The sequence below is a fragment of the Rubinisphaera margarita genome, from assembly GCF_022267515.1.
Classification (GTDB): Bacteria; Planctomycetota; Planctomycetia; order Planctomycetales; family Planctomycetaceae; genus Rubinisphaera; species Rubinisphaera margarita.
Map to the genome: position 1 here is coordinate 1 of NZ_JAKFGB010000003.1, position 18,890 is coordinate 18,890.

Sequence of the window (18,890 nt, forward strand, 5' to 3'; positions counted from 1 at the left end):
ACCGACTACGAGCATGACGACCGCGGCCGGATGACGCAAGCACTGGGCCCCTCGCACGAGATCGACCTGAACGGGACGGCCACGACGATCCGCACCGCCGCGTGGTATGTCTACGAGAGTACTGCCGAGTTCGACATCCGCCGCAGCGGCCAGGGCTACGCGACGGGTTCGGCACCCGGCTACACCTACACGCTGATCAACCCGGTCTCGATCTCAATCTGGGACAAGCAGGGGCACATTCAGCAGCAGATCCAGGCAACGCGTGCCAGCACGTCGGGCAAACTGGAGCCTTCGGACATGTTTGCGCAGTCAAGCTATACGCGCTGGCAGACCTACCAGTATACGAACTGCTGCCAGGTGCAGTCGGAGCGGGCGTACTTCGAGATCCCGGCGACGGGCGAGGGGCTGAAATCGGTGAACTACGCCGAGACGGGCTACCACTACGACGAGATGAAACGGCGGATTGCCACAATCTCTCCGGGCGGGACGATCAACCGGTACGTCTACGATGTGCGCAACAATGTGCTGTCTTACTGGGTGGGCACGAATGACACTGGTGCGACGAACACCGATCCGTCAGGTGGGCAGGCGAATCCTTCGTGGCAGACCCTCACCTCTGAACAATGGGGCGAGCTGACCGCCGCTGGCTGGGATGAGCTGCTGGCAACGACTGCCAATAATATGGTGATCATCACGTCGAATGTCTACGACGACGGCCAGGATGGCGGCGATGGCAATCTAACCCAGGAGGCGCAGTATGCGGATGCCATCAATCTACGCGTGACGAATTACACATATGACTTCCGGAACCGTCGGATAGAGATCGATGGCGAAATCGATTACTTCGAGCAGACGATTTACGATAATTTAAGCCGTCCTGTGTTCTCCGAACGTTACAACACCAGCACCAGCGGAAATCTGGTGGCACGTTTTGAAACCAAATACGACAATCGCGGGCGCGTTTATCGCACGATCCAGTACGGCGTCGATGCGGCGACCGGACAGTTGAGCGGGGGAACACTGGAGGACGACACCTTTTACGATGCCGCTGGCAACGTGAACAAGATGGAGCCGATTGACATTGAACAGTATCAGGAACGTACCTATGACTCGTTAAATCGGATGGTGACCACCACTAACTCCTTGAATGCGACGACCACCTTTACCTATGAGGTCAACGGCACGCAACTCACGCTCACTGACGCCGAGGACAACACCACCAGCTGGAGCTACGACGGAATCGGACGCGTCGTCAAAGAAGCAAATGAGCTGGATTATGCTCAAACGTACGAGTACGGACCCGCTGGGAATCTCATTACCAAAATCGACCGGAATGGCCGTCTCACTGAGTATGAGTACGATGATCTCGGCCGAAACACCGTCGAGCGCTGGAAAAACGGGACGACGACCGTCAACGCGATTACCACGACTTACAGTGTCGAATCGAGCGTGCTGACAGCCGCCGATCTTGCCAGCGGCCTCGCCTACACGTACGATGGGCGTAACCGGCCGGTCACCGCCAGTAATGCCGGCACCTCAGGAGTTCCGACCGTGCTGCTAACGCTCACGCACAACCGGCTATCCCAACGCACTTCCGTGTCCGCGACCATTAACGGTGCAGGCGATTTCCGAAATGGTTACCTCTACGATGCCCTGGGCCGGATGGAACGGATCACACAAATTGGCCAAACCGGCGGAAGTGCCGTGGCCGACAAACGGGTGGACTTCGAATATGGCAGCCCCGGCTACAACACCGGCATCATCCGCTACGAATCCTCGAACACGGCCAATCTCGTCGCCTCGACGGAGTTGAGCTATGACGTCTTCCTGCGTCTCATCGGTCAAACTCATGCGAAGGGAAGCACGACGCTGTCGAGCTATTCGGTGACATATGACGCGAACCGCCGTATTGATTCCATGACCGTGCCTGACGGATTTGCTGAATACGCTTACGACGCCGCCGGCGAATTGCTCGATGCGGACTACGATTATCAAGCCAACGAGGGCTTCAGTTACGATCTGACCGGAAACCGCACAATGACCGGATACTCAACCGGTCCGAATAATCAGTTGTTGTCCGACGGGACGCACGTTTATGAATACGACAACGAAGGCAACCGCGTGAAGCGGACCACTACGGCGAGCGGTGACTATGTGAACTATGCTTGGGATCACCGCAATCGTCTCACGACCGTAACATTCCGAAGCAGCGGTGACGCGAAAACGAAAGAGATATTCTACGCCTACGACGTCAACAACCGCCGCATCCGGCGGCAGGTTGACGCAAACGGTGACGGAACGATCGACTCAGCTCAAGGAATCGCTTACGACGCTGGCTGGAAGCCCGGGCTGGAAGATATCGTACTGATCTTTAATGAGAGCGAGTCGATTGTGCACCGCTTCTTGAACGGGTCAGAGATCGACCAACCACTGGCAGACGAGCAGCAATCAGGGATCCAATGGTTGCTACCGGGGCAGTTGGGCACGATTATTGATGTCGTTCGTTACGCATCAGCCAATGATACGACAACGAATATCAATCATCTGGTCTACTCCAGCTATGGCGAGATCAAGGCCGAAACCAATTCCGGCTACACGCCATATTACACTTACACGGCTAGAGAATGGGATGAGGCGGCGGGGATCTATTATTACCGAGCGCGCTGGTATGATCCTGTGGTAGGGGTGTTCACTAGTGAAGATCCTGAGCGATTCATTAACGGAGATGTGAATCTTTATTCGTACGTGCGCAACTCGCCTGTAATTTTTTCAGACGGATCTGGATTGTGGCCAGGCTATGGCCAATATTGTGGGCCTCGCTCCCGATTCGGAGAAAAACCGGACGACGCATTGGATGCCGCCTGTAAAGAGCACGACGCGTGTGTTACTTGGGGCTGCGTCTTTACTCCTTGTTGTATCGCAGAGTGCGATGCTGCGCTCTGCGGATCGGCGATGGCGATGGATTGTAGCGTTTGGTATCCCGAGCCCGGAGAGCGCAGAGACAGCTGTGTAAGATGGAAGGCTGTGATTGCATTCTATTTCTGTAATCCTGGACTGGGTATGACGCCACTTACCATTCCCATAATATAATTTGAGAATCAGATAATGCACGAGGTGTATATGCGATATGGTGTTTGTCGTGGCACGAGTTGTTGGATTCTCTGGGGCGCTGGCGCCTTGGTTGCAATGCAGTTTTTCGTTCCTCGGAATCTGTATGTCATGGGTGATGACTCCCGGGTCCCTCCATACAATTGGGGGATCTGTAATGGGGCGGGTGATGGTCATGTGTTTGCCGCGTTACCTCTTCATGGGGTATTCGGTATATATGACGTCGATTTGACCACTGGTGCCGTGGATGCCTTGGTGAACCTCGAAGGCAAAGATGCAATTATTCCCGCGTTTGATACAAGTAATCAATTGTTAGCGTTCATAGTGGAGTCTCCGATGTCGAGGGTTCATGAGTGCCGTCTATTGAGCGTTAAAACTGGTGAAATGAGGTTGATGCACATCGGCGAGTACGTTGTGAATTCACTTGCCATCATTGGAAGTGATGATCTCTTGTTTGTTGGGTATCCGAAAGACGGGTTTCCCTCGGATATGGGGCTGTATTCGTACTCGGGCGGGCAGAGGCCAGATAGTCAGCCGGTGTCGATTCATGACAGCCGACATATTGAAGGGAAGGTGAAAGTAGTTGTAGATCAAAAGATGCTATTTTGGACGCGCGAAGAGGATGGGCGAAGTTCCATACTTCAATCGCCTCTAGAGACCAGGAAAAGTAGGGTTGTGGGTGACGGGTATCTTTATGACGTATCTAACGATGGAAAGGTCTTAAAGCCAGATGGAGGTCTAGGCCGCTGGTCACGTGTCGTGATGCTCGATTCCAGTGACGGTGCAGTTGTTGAAATTTGCGATGATCCTCAGTTATCGCACTTTTCTGCCTGCTTCGTCAATATTGCCGGTAATGAGGAAATCGCAGTCATGTCAACCGATGGGCACTATAACGTGTTCATTGATTGCTACGACCAGACAGGGGAGAGGAGCAGTTCTTTAGGGCCAGTAGTTTTGCTTCGAGATAGGCCGACATGGAGGCTGCAGAAAAAAGAATGATCGGCATTTCCATATGTCTGGTTTGGTGGATATGGGGCGCTCGCACGCGAGAAGCCCCCCCAAGTATAAGGAAGGTGGCATAACTGTTCGCGGCAGGTAGCCATACCGGAATCAATTCGGATTTGACCTTTTCTCTCAGCGATTACCTCTAGTGTCTGCCATAGCCGGTCGGCCGGATCGAGAGAGTCGTAAGTGCTTTTAGGGTATTCTGTGGGTGCTGACCACCGGAGCTCGCCGGAAAGATTTACCATCCATTCTCCCGCTCAATCCGACTGATCAGGCCCCGTAAATATTGCCGGGCACGAGCCCGCACATCTTTGCGGGAAAACCGCGAGCCAATCCGCTCGGCGGGAGCCTCCGGTTCCCGCGCCCACTGAATGATATCCTCAACCAGTACCATGCGTGTTGACCTGCAATCAAATAACTGAGCAATTGGCAATGAGAAGAAGGGGGTAGAATCCGGTCGTCAGATTTTTGAGAATGGCGACCATGAAGAAGGCACAGTTTACGGACTAGCAGATTGCTTTTGCGCTGAAGCAGGCCGAGACAGGAACTCCGATCGAGAAGGTCTGTCGCAAGATCGGTGTGAGCCAGCAGACGTTTTACCGCTGGAAGAAAAAGTTTGTGGGATTGGGCGTTGAAGAGTTGCGCCGGTTGAGGCAGCTCGAAGAGGAGAACATGCGATTGAAGTCTCTGGTCGCCGACCTGAGCCTCGATAAGCAGATTCTGCAGGGCATCCTAGCAAAAAAGGCTCTGAAGCCTGCCCGCGTTCGTGAATGTGTTGAAGGAGCGAGAGCATGCTACCGAATCAGCGAGCGTCGAGCTTGCAGGTTGGTGAGTCTGGCTCGTTCGAGTCATCATTACAGATCCACGAAGGATGCGCAGGCCGCTCTGAGAATGCGGGGCCAGGAAGTTGTCGCGGCCCTGGAGCGATTAGCCATGAATCGGGCGCTGCCCAAATCGATTCGCGTGGACAACGGACCGGAGTTTACGTCGAAGGTCCTGGATCAGTGGGCGTATGTCAATGGGGTGACGCTCGACTTCAGCAGGCCCGGAAAGCCTAAAGATAATGCCTTCATCGAGCCCTTCAATGGCAGCATCCGAGCGGAATGCCTGAACGAAAACTGGTTCTTATCTTTGGAAGATGCTCAGGAGAAGATAGTATCCTGGCGAGTGGACTACAACGAGCACCGCCCCCATAGCGTTCGGGGCAACCTGGTCCCCAAGGATTTCGCTTCATCTGGCCAGGCCAGCCTGGCCAGATGAAGGCCAGAAGTTTTCAAAATGGTTGGTACAGATTCCGGGAGCAGATCAGTGACCGACATGATTTGAATGTCCATATGATCTAGCAGGTTGCTGCAAAACTATTTTGACATCAAAAGCGGGGTCTGAGATTTCGTTTTCGTGATGCTTCTGTTCGACAGGTTGTCACTTGAACGCCGAAAATGGCGAATTCAGATTGCTTCAATTCGGCCGCTTCGACTTTTGCAGCAACCTGCTAGTACTACAGCTGTACTTCCCTAATCTGCGGGAATGTTCTACCTTCTGACGGGTCTGTCAGGAGGACACACATGGTATTGGTTGAGGATGTCGTTCAGTGGGCGCGGGAGCTGGAGGTTGCGGCCGAGCGGATCGGCTCGCGGTTTTCCCGCAAAGACGTGCGGGCTCGTGCCGGACAATATTTGCGGGGCCTGATCAGTCGGGTTGAACGCAAGAATGGATGGCAACTGGCGGAAGAACTTGGCGAGAGCGCTCCCACCAATATTCAGCACTTCGTAGCCCGCGCCGAGTGGAGTGCCGATGAAGTCCGTGATGATCTCCAGCAGTACGTGATCGAGCATCTGGGAGCCAGCAATGGAATTCTCATCGTCGATGAAACCGGCTTTCTCAAGAAGGGGATCAAATCGGTTGGTGTCAAACGCCAGTATTCGGGCACGGCGGGTCGAATCGAGAACTGTCAGATCCGCGTCTTCCTGGCCTACCGGAGTGATGCGGGGCACGCCCTGATCGCTCGCGCGTTGTAAGTTCCCCAAGAGTGGACTGAGGACATGGCTCGTCGCCATGAGGCCAAGGTGCCGGATTCGGTGGAGTTCGCGACGAAGCCACAACTGGCGCGTCAGATGCTTCAAAACGCTCTCGTGGCTGGCGTGCCGGCCCGCTGGGTCACAGTCGACGAAGTGTACGGTTCGGACTCGAAATTCCGGCATCTCTGCGAAGAACACGGACTCGGATACGTGGTCGCGATCTCCTCGGGAACACAGTTGTTCTGGAACGGGGTGCGCGCAAGAGTCAGCCAACATGCGAGCAGAATTCCTGCGGGAAAGTGGCGAACGCTCTCTTGCGGAGCCGGCGCCAAAGGCGAGCGACTGTACGAATGGGCGTGGCTTTCCTGGCCGCATGCGGAGAACGGCCGCTTCACTCGCGGGCTGCTGGTGCGTCGGTCTTTGAGCGACCCGGAGGATCTGGCTTACTACTACACCTTTAGCCCGAAACGGACTCCACTCTCGCGCCTGGTGGAGATTGCCGGAAGTCGCTGGGCAATTGAAGAATGCTTTGAGCAGAGCAAACAGGAAACGGGTTTGGACGAATACGAAGTCCGTTCGTGGCATGGCTGGTATCGGCACATCACGCTCTCGATGCTGGCTCACGCGACCCTGTCGGTGATCCGCTCCCGACAAGGCGGTGAACCTCTCAAAAAAGCGACCAGTCCCTGATTCCGCTGACGGTTCCCGAAGTCCGCCGACTGCTGGTGGAGATTGCCTTCAAGCAGGCCGCCCCTGCCGATCGTGCGATCATCTGGTCAATCTGGCGGCGACATCATCAACGCGTGGCACAACAGTGTCACTATCGAAAGCGGGACCACGCCCCTCCTGATCGATAAAGTGCAACTGTAGTACTAGGGTAAACAATGAGGTTAACGAAATTACTGGGATCGCGACGAGCGTGGGGGCAGAGTGGCCGAGCCCATGTTATGATCGTAATGGAAATATGAGCATAATTCCGGGTGCCAGTGCATCCGGCCTCGATTGGGCTCAATTTACTTCTGTCGAGTGGAAGGCGTTTACATCGGACGAATGGGGAGGATTTGAAGCGATTGAGGCCTCTACTGCCGGATATGACGCTTGGAATCGGCTGGTCAAGGCCGTCGATGGCGGCATAACGATAAAGTACTCCTATGATGGGCTGGGCAGGCTGGTGCTCCGTTCGGTCGATGAGGGCGGTTTTCAGTCCGTTCGTCATGTCTATTTCACTCAATCGACGACTTGGCAAGTGCTCGAAGAGCGCCGTGAAGAATCGAGCCCTCCTCAGCTGCAGTATATTTGGGGGCTTCGGTATATTGACGAGTTGATCACGCGCGAGCGAATTGGTGTGGCGAGTAGGGAAAGGCAGTATGCAATTCAAGATGCTAGCTGGAACGTTGTGGCGGTTGTTGGCGTCGATGGTCAGACGCTAGAGAGGATGGTCTATTCCGGTTATGGGATACCGCGGTGGTTATCGCCAGGATATATCGAGTTATCGTACAGCGAGATTGATTGGCTAATGTTGTACCGGGCGCGGGATTTTGAATATGCGATCGGGGTGTATAGTGGTCGTTATCGGGGGTATTCTCCCCGGTTCGAAAGATGGCTGCAGCGTGATGCTCTCGGTTATGTTGATGGCATGAATTTGTATGCGGCAACATTCGTGCCTAATAATGTTGATCCCTCGGGTGGCAAGTGTATAGTGTCCACGCATTGCTATCAAGTAGTGCCGGGGGGTATCACTGTGGAGTAACTGTTGAAGCCGACGTTGACATGGATGGCGATGGTATCCTCGATGATTATGTATGGGTAGATGGTGGTCCAACGGAAGATCCTGTGTATCCTTTGAATGATCCGGATATCGTGGTGACGATAACGCCTATTGGTACGGGGCCGGGGCGAAGAGGTGTGGGGCCTATAAAGGACTGGAGCAGTAGCTCGGGGGTTGAGTATCCGGATAACGTGTGCGAATGTATTGAGGACTATACGGACACTGTCAATAAAAGTGCTTACGAGTATAGTACGTTGGGGACGAATAGCAATTGGACATATGGGTGCTTCAGTATGGAGTGTGGTTTCAATTCAGATCGTTCCCAGACGGGTCGTACGCCAGGCTACAACGCTCAATGTGAAGTTGGGACGAAGTGGGTTAGTATGTATTCCGCTTCTTCAAACTGCACTGTTCAGGTTGAGGTACCGGTATACGGTCGATGTCCTTGTCCCTAATGTGTGACGCAAAGTCTCGTAGTGTTGGGGGGAAGTCGTGTATTATTACGATATGTGTTACTTGATAGCTCAAGTCGTGTATTTGATTATCTCTGTTCCGTTGGTGGTCTATTGCCGTTCTGGCCACGACAGTTGGCGGTGGTTTGCGTTGCCCGTCGCGTTGAATGTCGTTTTTCTAGCCTTTTTTGGGTCATCGCTGCTGGAGTGGGACGTCGGGTTTGCTTTAGAACCAGTTTCATAACCGTTTGAGGATAGTGAACAGGCAGGCGAGTTGCCAGAAGCCTTCAAAGAGGTGAGCGTGGTATTCCCAGCGGATGTTGAGCCTGCGGTAATTGCTCAACCAGGCAAATGTCCGTTCGATTCGGTAGCGGAGATCGTAGTAGCGTTGGTCACGGGAGTTGAGTCGGCGGGCGTGCTGCTCATTTCTCCTTCGCCGGTAGGTAGCAATGAGGCGAGGTCCGTAGAGCCAGACCCGACGCCGCAGACGCCTGGAGTCGGCGGCCGTGTCGTAGATGAACCGCCGGGCTCGCATCACCCAGCGGAGCGAGCCTCGGAGCAATGGTTCGATCAGATTGACATCATGCGGAGAAGCACTGTGGACCTGCAGGCCCAGAGGCAGACCATGAGCATCGGTGAGCAGCATGACCTTCGAGCCTTTGCCGCTCTTGGTTTTGCCAACCTTCAGGCCCCTTTTTTGGCAGGACAAAACGTGGCGTCGCCCAAGAGCGTTGTCGTATCCAGCCCGTCGATCTGCCGGCACAACTCCAGAATCGATGTCCACGCCAGTAGAAAGGCGCCGGATTCGGTCCAGTGTTTGAACCGTCGCCAGCAGGTTGTGTAAGAAGGATAATGGGATGGTAAATCTTTCCAGCGGGCTCCGGTGGTTAACACCCACAGAATCCCTTCAAAGCACTGGCGGTTGTTGCGTTCTGGCCGGCCTCCTTTGGCGGAAACAGGCTGATTGGGGAAGAAATTTTCAATGAGAAACCAGCAGTCATCGCTGAGAAACGTGGTCGAATCCGTCCTGGATCCTGCCTGGAGACAGGATCGTGGTAACATGTGCAAAACTCCTTTCTGCTGGAGCGAGATGCACATGGCGTGCCCGTTCGATGTTCACTGAGAACGGGTTGTGAAACTGGTTCTAGTTATATTCGCTATGTTTTATGGTCCATGGATAAGTTTGTTGGTGAATATGGTTGTCTTGGCGATTCAATGGTCAAGAGTTCAAAATGTGTATATTTTTACGTCTCTCATGCTTGCGAATTTCGGATTGAGTGCGTGTGCACTATGGATATCTGTTTCCCATGATATGGTCCATTGAGGGAAACTATGGTGATTGCGGAGGAGAACTCGATACCTGCGACTAGGTCGCTGGATATATCTATGGAACCACGCTGGGATAGTGCGAGGGTGCGAGTTCGCTGCTGAAACGGAAGGAGGTTTATCCGGACTCGGTCAACGGCGAGGACGTGGTGAAGTGTGGCGACCTCCGTCTGCAACAAGTGACGAGCATGGTGGGCTAGTAAGGCACCGTTCACAATTACGAGTTCGACAAAGCGGGCCGGAATGTACAGGAACGGGTGTTTGACCACTTGAATCTCTAAAGACGTGTCTGTAACTCACTAGTGCGAAATGGGCAATCTGGTTAGACTGGTTGCGTCTCATTACTAGAAGGAGTTGCCGATGAGCCTGTCGCTGGTGGTTCGTACGATTCCCATGCCTTCGCGGAAGGATGTGCTTGCTCTTTATCAACAGGGGTTGACTACCTCTGAGGTTACAACGCGGCTGCAGAACTCCCAGGCCTGGGCTCGGCGTGTTCATCAGGAGTTCCGCGAGCAGGGAAAAACACGCAATGCCACGACGTGGCAACGATCGACGAAATGGGCGCCGTGGGCGGAAAAACTGAGCGGCCGTCAACAAGCAGCCGGATATCACGCTCGGGGATTTGGAAGCCAAACGAGAGACCGGTCTGCGAGGTCGATCGCTGCGGGGCACCCGGCTGATCGCTAGAGTTCCCACGCACGACCACTGGAAGACAACTACGTTTGTCGCTGGTTTGAGAGCGGAGGGCTGGGTGGCACCTACGGTGATCGATGGAGCGATCAACTGCGATCTGTTCGTGGCTCATGTAGAACAGCAGCTTTGCCCCGCCTTACGCCCCGGCGACACCGTCGTTCTGGACGATCTCTCCAGTCACAATCGAGCCGAAGCCCGGGAGAAGATTGAGAACGCGGGAGCCGAGATGCTGTTCCTGCGGCCCTACTCGCCGGATCTCAATCCGATCGAGCAAGCGTTTGCGAAACTCAAAGCGCTGCTTCGACGCAGCGGTCGCCGCACCATGGAGAGCCTGTGGAACTACTGCGGCAAGGTACTCGACGAGTTCACGCAAGACGACATCGACTACATTCGCCACAGCGGCTGTCGCTGCGCGTAAGTGCAATCTGCTCTGGCATCTTCGCTCATCAATCGAAGCCCAGCCAAATGTCGGGTCGTGATGTCACCTGCAAATCTCGTTCGTAAATTGGCCGATCGACTTCAGTGATTTTGCTGATCTGTCTTTCGTTGCCTCAGCAGGTTTGCAGCTCGCTGCGCGAATTTTTCCCGGTTGTGGGGAATTTGCCGAGGACTACTGTTCTTTTGAATGGATGTGCTTGTGCGAAACGTTTGGATTTGCATGACCTCGCCTGACTTGCCGATACATTCGAGCAGGAAACATTGCAGCACAGGACGCATGCAGATGGAGGCTCTGAGCATGAAGTATTCCCTCATTGCGATCATATTGATTTCGTTACACGGGAGCAGTATGGCAATTGCTGGTCCATTCTGGTGGAAAAGCGATTGTGACTCGTACCAGTCCCCAGCTCGCTGCAAACGTCGCTGCAAAGAGTGTTGTGAAGCACCGAAGCCCGTATTCGGCTATCAGTTTGGGGCTCGACTCGAGGACAACCCTCTTGGCGAGCTGCAGAGCGAACGGGATGAAGTTCGGGAAGAAATTGATGGTCTGCAGTCGCAGGTCGAAGAACTCGCAGCGAAACTGGAAGATCTGACACGAATTCTTGTGGAATCGAAGTTGGGAGTTCCGGCTCCGTCACCAGCGGGCGATCCCGCCCTGAACGACTAACCGCGTCTTCCGTTGGAGGGGGCGGAGTTCGATTCACTTCCCAGTGCTCGTGTTTTCCCATGGAAAAGGGATTAAGAGTCATGAAGACACTCGTTATCGGTGCCGCCGTCATCTTCTCGGCAACCACGTGCTTTGCTCAGCATTTTGGCAACAGCTGCGTGCCACAGTCTCCCTGGTGTCCGGACACAGCGGTAGAACAGTCAGCTCCTGACGAGCAGACCTTTATGGCTCCACTTCCACAGGGCGAGACGTCGGGCGTCTCCCGTTCGTTCGGCATTCGGGGATTTGCGATCCGAATTCCCGAGTCCACGGTCCGGTTCCCGACCATACAGTTTCCGAGCCTGGTCCGGTACCGCCGCGGTCCGGAGATGCTGACCGAGAATACGACGATCCCGGCTTTCGATGGTCCGAATGCCCGGTTGCAGTTTGCTCCCGACATTCCTCCAGCGGATCTTCAGAGCACTCCCGACGATGAACCGGGACGCTGCTGCGTTTCCAGCGCTGACCAGAAAAAGATCGAACAGCTTTCTCAGGAAATCGCACGGCTGCAGATCCTTCTGACTCAGCTTGCAGAAGTCCAGAGCGAGAGAGCCACAGGCAGCCCGCACAAGGAATATGGCGGGCAGGGATTAACGACTCCAGGGAATCTGGCATCGCCAACGAATAATCTCAGCGGTGCCGGTGGGAATTGGCGGACGAATGCAACTTCGGCGGTCCCGGAACAGGATGTGGCTCAGCAACAACTGAAACGAGCTCAGGAAGAATTTCGGAAGAAGTGCCAGGAAGCTGCGGAACTTGACCGCCAGGTCAAAGCAATGGAAGAGCTCTGTCAGCGCCTCGCCGAAGAACAGGAGACGCGGCTATTCCTTGAGCGTCGGGAGAAACTCTTGCGGCAACTTGAGCAGCAGTCTCCTTCAACATCACAGCAGCGTAACCCCGTGCATTTTGCGTCGCACCTTGAACCGCGGCCTGAGGTCGTTAGTCCGCCTGTGAATCCCTCTGATAGGGAAGAGCCCACTCATCCCGCCTTCAGGAGTTTTGAGCAGGGGCTCGATTGGTAGTCAACTATCCCGCGGATTCCGACGAGGTGTCGACTGGTTCCGAGATTGCTTCCGTCGAATCCGAACGGGCGGACCCTGGCTTGGCCGGCGACACTTCCGCTTGGAGTTCTCGTGTCATTTTTCCGAGCCGCGCAAGTTTTGACAGCGTGGATCGTTTCTCCTCGATCAATTGCTCTGTTGCAGGAGATGGAGACTCCAAGTTCCGAAGCTGCAGGGTCCTGAGTTCTTCGCGGACCAAAAACTTGTCGACCGACTCCAGTTGTCGCGCCAGGGCGTTGCGGCGAGCCAGTTTTCGCTTCAGCTCGGCTTTCCGAGGATCTTGATCGGGCAGCCGGGCCAGATAGGTCTGGAACGCCGTGAGGCTTGCCATCTCGTCCTCCGCGCTCTGCAGAGCTGCCCCTCCCCGCAAAATCCGGACAAAGGGGAGCAGTCGAACACGGAGTTCTTCAGCTCTGGTGACGGCTTGTGTGAGATTCTCCCGGACGGCACGACGCTGCTCTCGCAGTTCCTCACTCCAGGTCGCCCTGCGTTCGGTGGCCTGCAGATAAGTTTGATTGGTTTCGATGCGGTCGAGCAACTCGACGAGCTGGTCGAAAAGGGCCTCAGTCTCCGTTGAAATTGCAGACGCTGCAGTCGCCTTTGCGCGGATGACTTCATCTTTAAGCTGATCGGTAGCAGTCTCAGCGACGGTTTCTGGTGCCTCTGTCTGATGACTGCTGCTTAGCGTGGCGGTGGACCCCAGTTTTTCCTTGAGCTGAACTAGTAAGCCGTCGATTCGTGCGAGTCGTTCATCGATGGCTGCGGAGCGTACATTATGAGCTTCCGTCGCGGGAGCCACGCTGGCGACCTGGGTGATCGGCGTTTCGAATGCTGTGAAGGACATATCACCGGGAAGGACGGGTGCCGGTCCCGCGCCCGGCCCATCAAAGGGGCTGTCCTGGCCGCTCGCACTCTGCAATGAGCCGACCAGACAGATGACGAGGGAAAGCCGTGTAAGAATAGCTGTTCGCATGGAGACGATCTTTCTATCGGTGAGTCGGAGTTAAGTCGCACCTAGGCGAGAAATCCGCTGAGATCCATACTGGCGATGACATTGTCGATGCGATTGACGTAGGACAAGGGACCGTCGCCGGCAAACAGAAGGCCGATCGGTCGTTTGGTCCGTTCTTCTACCACGAGGGCGCCGCTGTCACCGCCCGTCGAGAAGACACTTGATCGACGATTCTGGTCATTCAGCCCCGCGATCCGGATCTGGTCACTTTTAAGGCCGCGGCCTCGGATGTCGATAAGGACCCCGAGACCATCAACGACACCTCGAGTCAGGCCGGTCGTGATGCCGTACTTGAGAACCCGGACGGAGCCTGCGGCACACATCGCAGCCAGCTCGTTTCTGCCGATCGGATTGGGATCGATCGAAAAGCCAACGTTGGGGCCGGCAACATTGGGGGACGTAATGTAGGCAATGGCACAGTCCACGCGCCGTTCCGCAAAGACTGACCAAGTGAAGAGTCGTGCGACCACCTCGCGCGTCCGTTGATCGAACACAGGCGATTGAGGGGCGGGATCAGAGGTATTGGCGATGACATGTCGATTGCTGAGCAAAAACTGAAACGCGCTCCCATTCGCGTCGACACTGTTCCGCCGTGTGACGATCGCTCCGAACGTACCTTTCTCCCCATTGCCATCGGTGATGGCTTCACCAGGCTGCAAAGCCTGTTCGACGATCCGCCCCGTGGCTTCGTAGGAGACCTTGATCCCATTGGCCGCACGCACAGGCAGATTGATCCCCGTTCCCATGCCGGGAATCGGCTCTTTCGGGATTTCCTGAAGGCAGACACGAACTCCGAGTTCGTCTGTCGGATTCCCTTCCTCATCGAGCAAATAGTCCACATAGGCTGAAATCACATTCAGACCACCATAAGGTTTATTGGGAGTCTCGGAATCAGCCAAGGTCTCAGCCGATGAGGCATCAATCTTGAGGCGTTGCCGGATGTCCGTAACGGCTGCGAGATAAGGCAACGATTCGGGGAGGACCGCAAATCGTCCATGCTCGGCAATATCATCGAGGATGCGCTCGGCCAGACTCTTCTTGGGTGCTGGAGGAGCTTTGGTGGCGATGGTGGTCTTCTTCGCAGTTCGCTTCTTGGGAGACATAGGCTTCTCGCAACATAGAACAGAAACACCGGTCGGTAGGTCATGAGCTGTTATGGGGCAGTGGTGTACTCTTGTCAAGAAAAATTAGTCAGTCTGCGCGGAATAGCGGATGTCCGAAAGTTCGTCGCTCATTTTCGTGCCTGTCGCAAGATGTTGTTCAGTAGTATTCATTTGCGGAGATCAGGGGATTCTTGTATCGTGGCTGGTTCTCAGGGCAGTGAACTCTTGGCAATGAAGCCGATCTTCCCAGTCTCTCGTCTGATGAGCAGCCCATGTCATCGATCGTGCCTGAGTCCGAGGTATTTGCCGCCGAACTCGAGGAAGTGCAACGCCGTAGAGAAAAAGTCGCCGTGGAGAACGGCTCTGAGGAATCTCAGGAGGCGTCGGCAGAGTCCGCTGATCTGCGGAACAATCTGATCGGCCTGGCCCTCTCCGGGGGCGGAATCCGGTCAGCCGCGTTCAATCTGGGACTGATCCAGGCCTTTCATAGAACCGGGCTGCTGCGAGTGATCGACTATGTTTCGTCGGTGTCCGGCGGAAGTTATGTCAATGCGGCTCTCGCGCAGTCGATCTCCCGAAAGCGAGAGTTTGGCGAAGCTCCGGAACTGTTCGACTTTTATGTCGAAGATAATGGGCGGTCGTCTCCGGCGGTAACGCGTCTGACGAAGCAGGGAAACTATCTGTTTCGGCTTGATCTGGTGGCCAACCGCTATGTGATTGGACTGCTTCTGAACCTCATACCCCGGATCAGCCTGCTAGTGGCTGTGTGTGCTTTCATCGCCTTCGTCTGGCGCAGCCTGGATTACCATCAGGTCCGTGATCATTTCGAAGCGTGGAACCTGGCCGGGGATGTCTATCCGGCATTGGCGCCCTCGCTTGTGTTCGGTGGTCTCTGGTTCGCGCTCTGCATTCTGGCACTGGCGTTCCAAAGCAGTCCCTTGAAGAAGCTCTCGCACTATGTGTTCTGGGGCTCATTTGCCTGTCTGGTTATCGGTGTGGCGACGCTGATTGTGAGCGGGGATATCAGCCTGTCCGAACCCTATGATCCCGCCCGCACCGCCGGTGAGACCCGCATTTTCTGGCAGTCTTATCTGCAGTGGCCTTTGCTCGGAATGGTGCTGATCGGACTGATCCCGATCCTTGTGCCAACGAAATTGTTTCGCAGCGGAGTCCATCCCCGCAATTCGGTCGAGTCGTGGGTGTTTTACTACACGTCGTTTGCACTGTTCTTGGGTGTTCCCCTGCTGCTGGTCGCGGCATTTGCCAGTGAGAACATCTCGGGTTTCGCCACCTACCGGGGGCCCGATTTTGTCTATGGCGATTTCAAAGAGCTTGACGCGTTAGGCGAGCTAATCGACTCGTTCTCGGAGGAGCGCGCCAAGGCCGTTGAGACGCCGGTAGTGGAGATCCTGGCCGGGCTGGATCAGGCAACAGTGGCTCGCCGAAGGTGGCTAGAGACGACGGACGACAAAGTTGTGCAAGTAGATTTCTCGCCGGATGCAATCGCTTCCGGCGGAGCGAGCAGACAGGAGAATACCGGTGAGGTCAAGGAGAACGAACAGCCTCAATCGCTTTTCGCATCCTCAATCGAGGATTCGCAGCTCCTGGATTTGATGGGGCTGACCTGCAAAGACTATCCCGCTCTTAAGACGCGATACGATGCACTGCTGGATGCCGAAGGCGGGCTGAGGCTAGAGGACGCGATACCCCTCGCTTCCGATCTTGGCGATGCCTGCTCTCACCAGTTGTTTGTCAACGAACCTGCGAGAATTTACCAGGCTGGGACGGGGGCGGAGGAGCCCCTCACCGACTGGATGATGTGGCGCTACGTTCGGTTCCTTAATCGGTTGAAGCACGCGATCGGCGCTCCACTGCAGCTGTCCAATAACTACAGCCAGTTCGTGGCCAGTAGTGCGATTCAGCGGAAGTTACACAACGAGACGGCTCGGTGCCTGAACGAGGTTCTGGATGACAAGCAACTCTTCACCCTCACGCTTGTCGATCCCGGAACTCATCACGGGACATCCCCACAAAACCCAAGGCTGGCGCATCTGCTGGAACTGGTGGCATCCGATGAGGACGGAGAGGTGAATCAGAGTCAGTATCACGATGCGGAGTTAAACCGGCTGCTGTTTGAAGAGTTCTATCCGGCTGTGTTTCGTCCCCGCAGCGAGATTCGGCGAGCAGTGCTGATCGAACATGATCAGCGACATCGCCTGATCTGGAGTGTCGGGGCGCTTCTCGCTTTCCTGCTGTCGAGTGCGTTGATCAGCCCGAACAACACTTCCCTGCATGATTATTATCGTGATCGACTCTGTAGAGCTTATCTGGACGCCGACAGTGAAGATGCGCACTCAAATCCTCCGCTGACTTCCTGTCAGCCCCATATTTGCGGGGGACCATATCCGCTGTTTCACGGGGCGGTCAGCGTGCCCTCAAGTTGGATGCGACACCCGGATCATCTCGCTCCGGACTTCCACCATTTTCTGTTGTCACCCCTCTTTTTTGGCTCCCGTGATCTTGGATACCAAAGAACCGATGAACTGGGAGCCAGCACGCTGACGGTCGGCGATACCATGGCGATTTCCGCCGCGGCGATCTCGCCGAACTATTTTGTGCATCATTTCATCATGCTGATGATGGAATTGCTCAATTTCCGCACCGGGAAGTGGATTCCGTCGCCCCAGCGTGCTGACAGCATCAAGCGGGATCCCCGCCTGATCGAACTTCTCTGGGAAGGACTGGCGAACCGGAACAACGAGAAGTATGTGCTCGTCACGGACGGTGGGCATATTGAGAATCTGGGATTGGAGGCACTGATCGAACGCCGGTGCAGGGTGATCTTTGTGTCGGATGCCGGCCAGGATCCCTACTACTGTTTTGATGACTTCAGCAAGCTGGTGAAGCGGCTCAGAATTGAGCAGGGTATCGAGATTCTGGAAATGGACTCCGCCGGTGAGTCGATCTTTGATGACGGCTACCGGCCGCTGCAGACACGGGGCAAGTTTCCGGTCCGGGATCTGCCTGGCCGGGAGAAACTGGAAGAACTTGGCTGGTCCTGGTTGTCCCTAGAGCAGATGCAGGATACATCAATGCCACAGGGAGTTCCTCCTGAGGGCCAGAAGCCGGACGCGGTTGACCACCCTGAGAATCCCCGTCACTTCTTTTTTGCACGGATTCGCTATCCGGAACCGGACACCACATCCGACGACCTCGGGAGCTCCGCTGTTCCAGGAGGCAGGGAAGCACTCCTGGTCTATTTCAAACCCTGCCTGACGGGGGACGAGGATCTCACCATCCGTGAGTTTGCGTTGAGAAACTATCTGTTTCCTCACGATCCACTTTCCGACCAGGCCTTTAGCTTCGCTCAGTTCGATGCGTATCGACAACTCGGACTGCACACGGCAATCGATCTGGTCCGGGGACGGACAAGTGGGGCGAGAGGTGATCTGGATTCCTTCTGGACGAGTGACCGTTATTTCAATGCGGATACTCTGGCTGAGGAACTGACTGACGGAAAGTGGAACAGCGGGACAGCCACAACGAAAGAGTCGTCAGGAGAACCGATTAACGTCAAAGAGATCCGTGAGAAGGTTTCAGCAGTGATTGCTGATCTCCAGCGCGCCGATGACGAGCAAACGACCGGGGAGGACATCCAGTCACGCCAGGAAGAACTGGAGCGAATGCTCGGTGACTCGTATGTGGCGGCCGATCTGATCATCGCTGCGCTATCGCAAGCCGACGCTGACGTCGCCAGCCTGAATAGCCTGAGAGAGTTGCACGTGTACTGGGACCGAAGATGCGTTGATCGGCTCCTTGATCTGCTTGACACATGGATTCCGCAGGAGCCCCGTAAGCGGATCGGAGACGGAGAACTGGCAAAATCTTGCGAATGCTTTTTGCTGCTGCACGATGTCCTATTTCACAATGAGATCCAAATCAATCGTGAGCAGGTTGGGCGCTTGTTTCGCCTCGTCCAACGCCTATTGGCGACCCCGACGGCGAAGCGGCGTTATCAGGAACCGCTGAGTGCATTGCTGGAGTTTGTCGGCGGAGCGGCAAATCTGACATCCGAAATGAAGAGGGAACATGAGGGGATCCTCCAAGTACTGCGGGGCACGAAGCGGTGGAACCGAGCGGCTTCAACCTAACCTGAATTTGAAATTGATCGGAACAAATAGATCCGATTGTGTAGGCAAT

12 protein-coding genes and 2 pseudogenes are annotated in these 18,890 nt (G+C 55.2%); 9 read left to right on the top strand and 5 right to left on the bottom strand.

Annotated features, from left to right (window positions below; translation table 11 throughout):
• Positions 1-30: 30 nt before the first annotated feature.
• Both L1A08_RS00030 and L1A08_RS00035 read left to right on the top strand, forming a co-directional pair.
• Positions 31-3,090, top strand: a complete 3,060-nt coding sequence (locus L1A08_RS00030; protein ID WP_238752833.1) for an RHS repeat-associated core domain-containing protein — start codon at positions 31-33, stop codon at positions 3,088-3,090.
• 30 nt (positions 3,091-3,120) lie between these two features.
• Positions 3,121-4,107 carry a hypothetical protein gene (locus L1A08_RS00035; RefSeq protein WP_238752835.1) on the top strand — a complete coding sequence of 329 codons (987 nt, stop codon included), beginning with the start codon at positions 3,121-3,123 and terminating at the stop codon, positions 4,105-4,107.
• Positions 4,108-4,351: 244 nt separating this feature from the next.
• Here L1A08_RS00035 and L1A08_RS00040 read toward each other — a convergent pair whose 3' ends face one another.
• Positions 4,352-4,507 (bottom strand): hypothetical protein, encoded by a 156-nt coding sequence (locus L1A08_RS00040; RefSeq protein ID WP_238752837.1) that lies wholly within the window; start codon positions 4,505-4,507, stop codon positions 4,352-4,354.
• Positions 4,508-4,626: 119 nt separating this feature from the next.
• On the opposite strand from L1A08_RS00040, the gene L1A08_RS00045 reads away from it, so the two are divergent.
• The 3 genes and pseudogenes from L1A08_RS00045 (at position 4,627) to L1A08_RS00055 (ending at position 7,881) form a co-directional block, all read left to right on the top strand.
• Positions 4,627-5,373, top strand: coding sequence for an integrase core domain-containing protein (locus tag L1A08_RS00045; RefSeq protein WP_238753211.1), 747 nt, complete (start codon positions 4,627-4,629; stop codon positions 5,371-5,373).
• Between the two features lie 305 nt (positions 5,374-5,678).
• Positions 5,679-6,821: pseudogene (locus L1A08_RS00050) on the top strand (IS701 family transposase).
• 274 nt (positions 6,822-7,095) lie between these two features.
• On the top strand, positions 7,096-7,881 hold the full coding sequence (locus L1A08_RS00055; protein ID WP_238752839.1) for a hypothetical protein: 786 nt from the start codon (positions 7,096-7,098) through the stop codon (positions 7,879-7,881).
• A gap of 708 nt (positions 7,882-8,589) precedes the next feature.
• On the opposite strand, the gene L1A08_RS00060 is transcribed toward L1A08_RS00055, so the two are convergent.
• Together L1A08_RS00060 and L1A08_RS00065 are read right to left on the bottom strand one after the other, a co-directional pair.
• Positions 8,590-9,135 (bottom strand): transposase, encoded by a 546-nt coding sequence (locus L1A08_RS00060; RefSeq protein WP_315860526.1) that lies wholly within the window; start codon positions 9,133-9,135, stop codon positions 8,590-8,592.
• Positions 9,036-9,413, bottom strand: coding sequence for a transposase (locus tag L1A08_RS00065; RefSeq protein WP_238752843.1), 378 nt, complete (start codon positions 9,411-9,413; stop codon positions 9,036-9,038). Before L1A08_RS00065 ends, L1A08_RS00060 begins: the two co-directional genes overlap by 100 nt.
• Positions 9,414-10,329: 916 nt before the next feature.
• Here L1A08_RS00065 and L1A08_RS00070 point away from each other — a divergent pair.
• The 3 genes and pseudogenes from L1A08_RS00070 to L1A08_RS00080 all read left to right on the top strand — a co-directional run.
• Positions 10,330-10,665, top strand: a pseudogene (locus L1A08_RS00070) (transposase); the annotation flags it as partial.
• A gap of 492 nt (positions 10,666-11,157) precedes the next feature.
• A complete protein-coding gene (locus L1A08_RS00075) occupies positions 11,158-11,475 on the top strand; it encodes a hypothetical protein (protein ID WP_238752847.1) in 318 nt (105 codons plus the stop codon).
• Positions 11,476-11,555: 80 nt separating this feature from the next.
• A complete protein-coding gene (locus tag L1A08_RS00080; RefSeq protein WP_238752849.1) occupies positions 11,556-12,536 on the top strand; it encodes a hypothetical protein in 981 nt (326 codons plus the stop codon).
• A 4-nt stretch (positions 12,537-12,540) separates the two neighbouring features.
• Here L1A08_RS00080 and L1A08_RS00085 read toward each other — a convergent pair whose 3' ends face one another.
• Together L1A08_RS00085 and L1A08_RS00090 are read right to left on the bottom strand one after the other, a co-directional pair.
• Positions 12,541-13,548, bottom strand: a complete 1,008-nt coding sequence (locus L1A08_RS00085) for a hypothetical protein (RefSeq protein WP_238752851.1) — start codon at positions 13,546-13,548, stop codon at positions 12,541-12,543.
• A 41-nt stretch (positions 13,549-13,589) separates the two neighbouring features.
• A complete protein-coding gene (locus L1A08_RS00090; RefSeq protein ID WP_238752853.1) occupies positions 13,590-14,690 on the bottom strand; it encodes a hypothetical protein in 1,101 nt (366 codons plus the stop codon).
• 272 nt (positions 14,691-14,962) lie between these two features.
• On the opposite strand from L1A08_RS00090, the gene L1A08_RS00095 reads away from it, so the two are divergent.
• Positions 14,963-18,841: a patatin-like phospholipase family protein gene (locus L1A08_RS00095; protein WP_238752854.1), complete on the top strand. Its 3,879-nt coding sequence runs from the start codon at positions 14,963-14,965 to the stop codon at positions 18,839-18,841.
• The last annotated feature ends 49 nt before the right edge of the window (positions 18,842-18,890 follow it).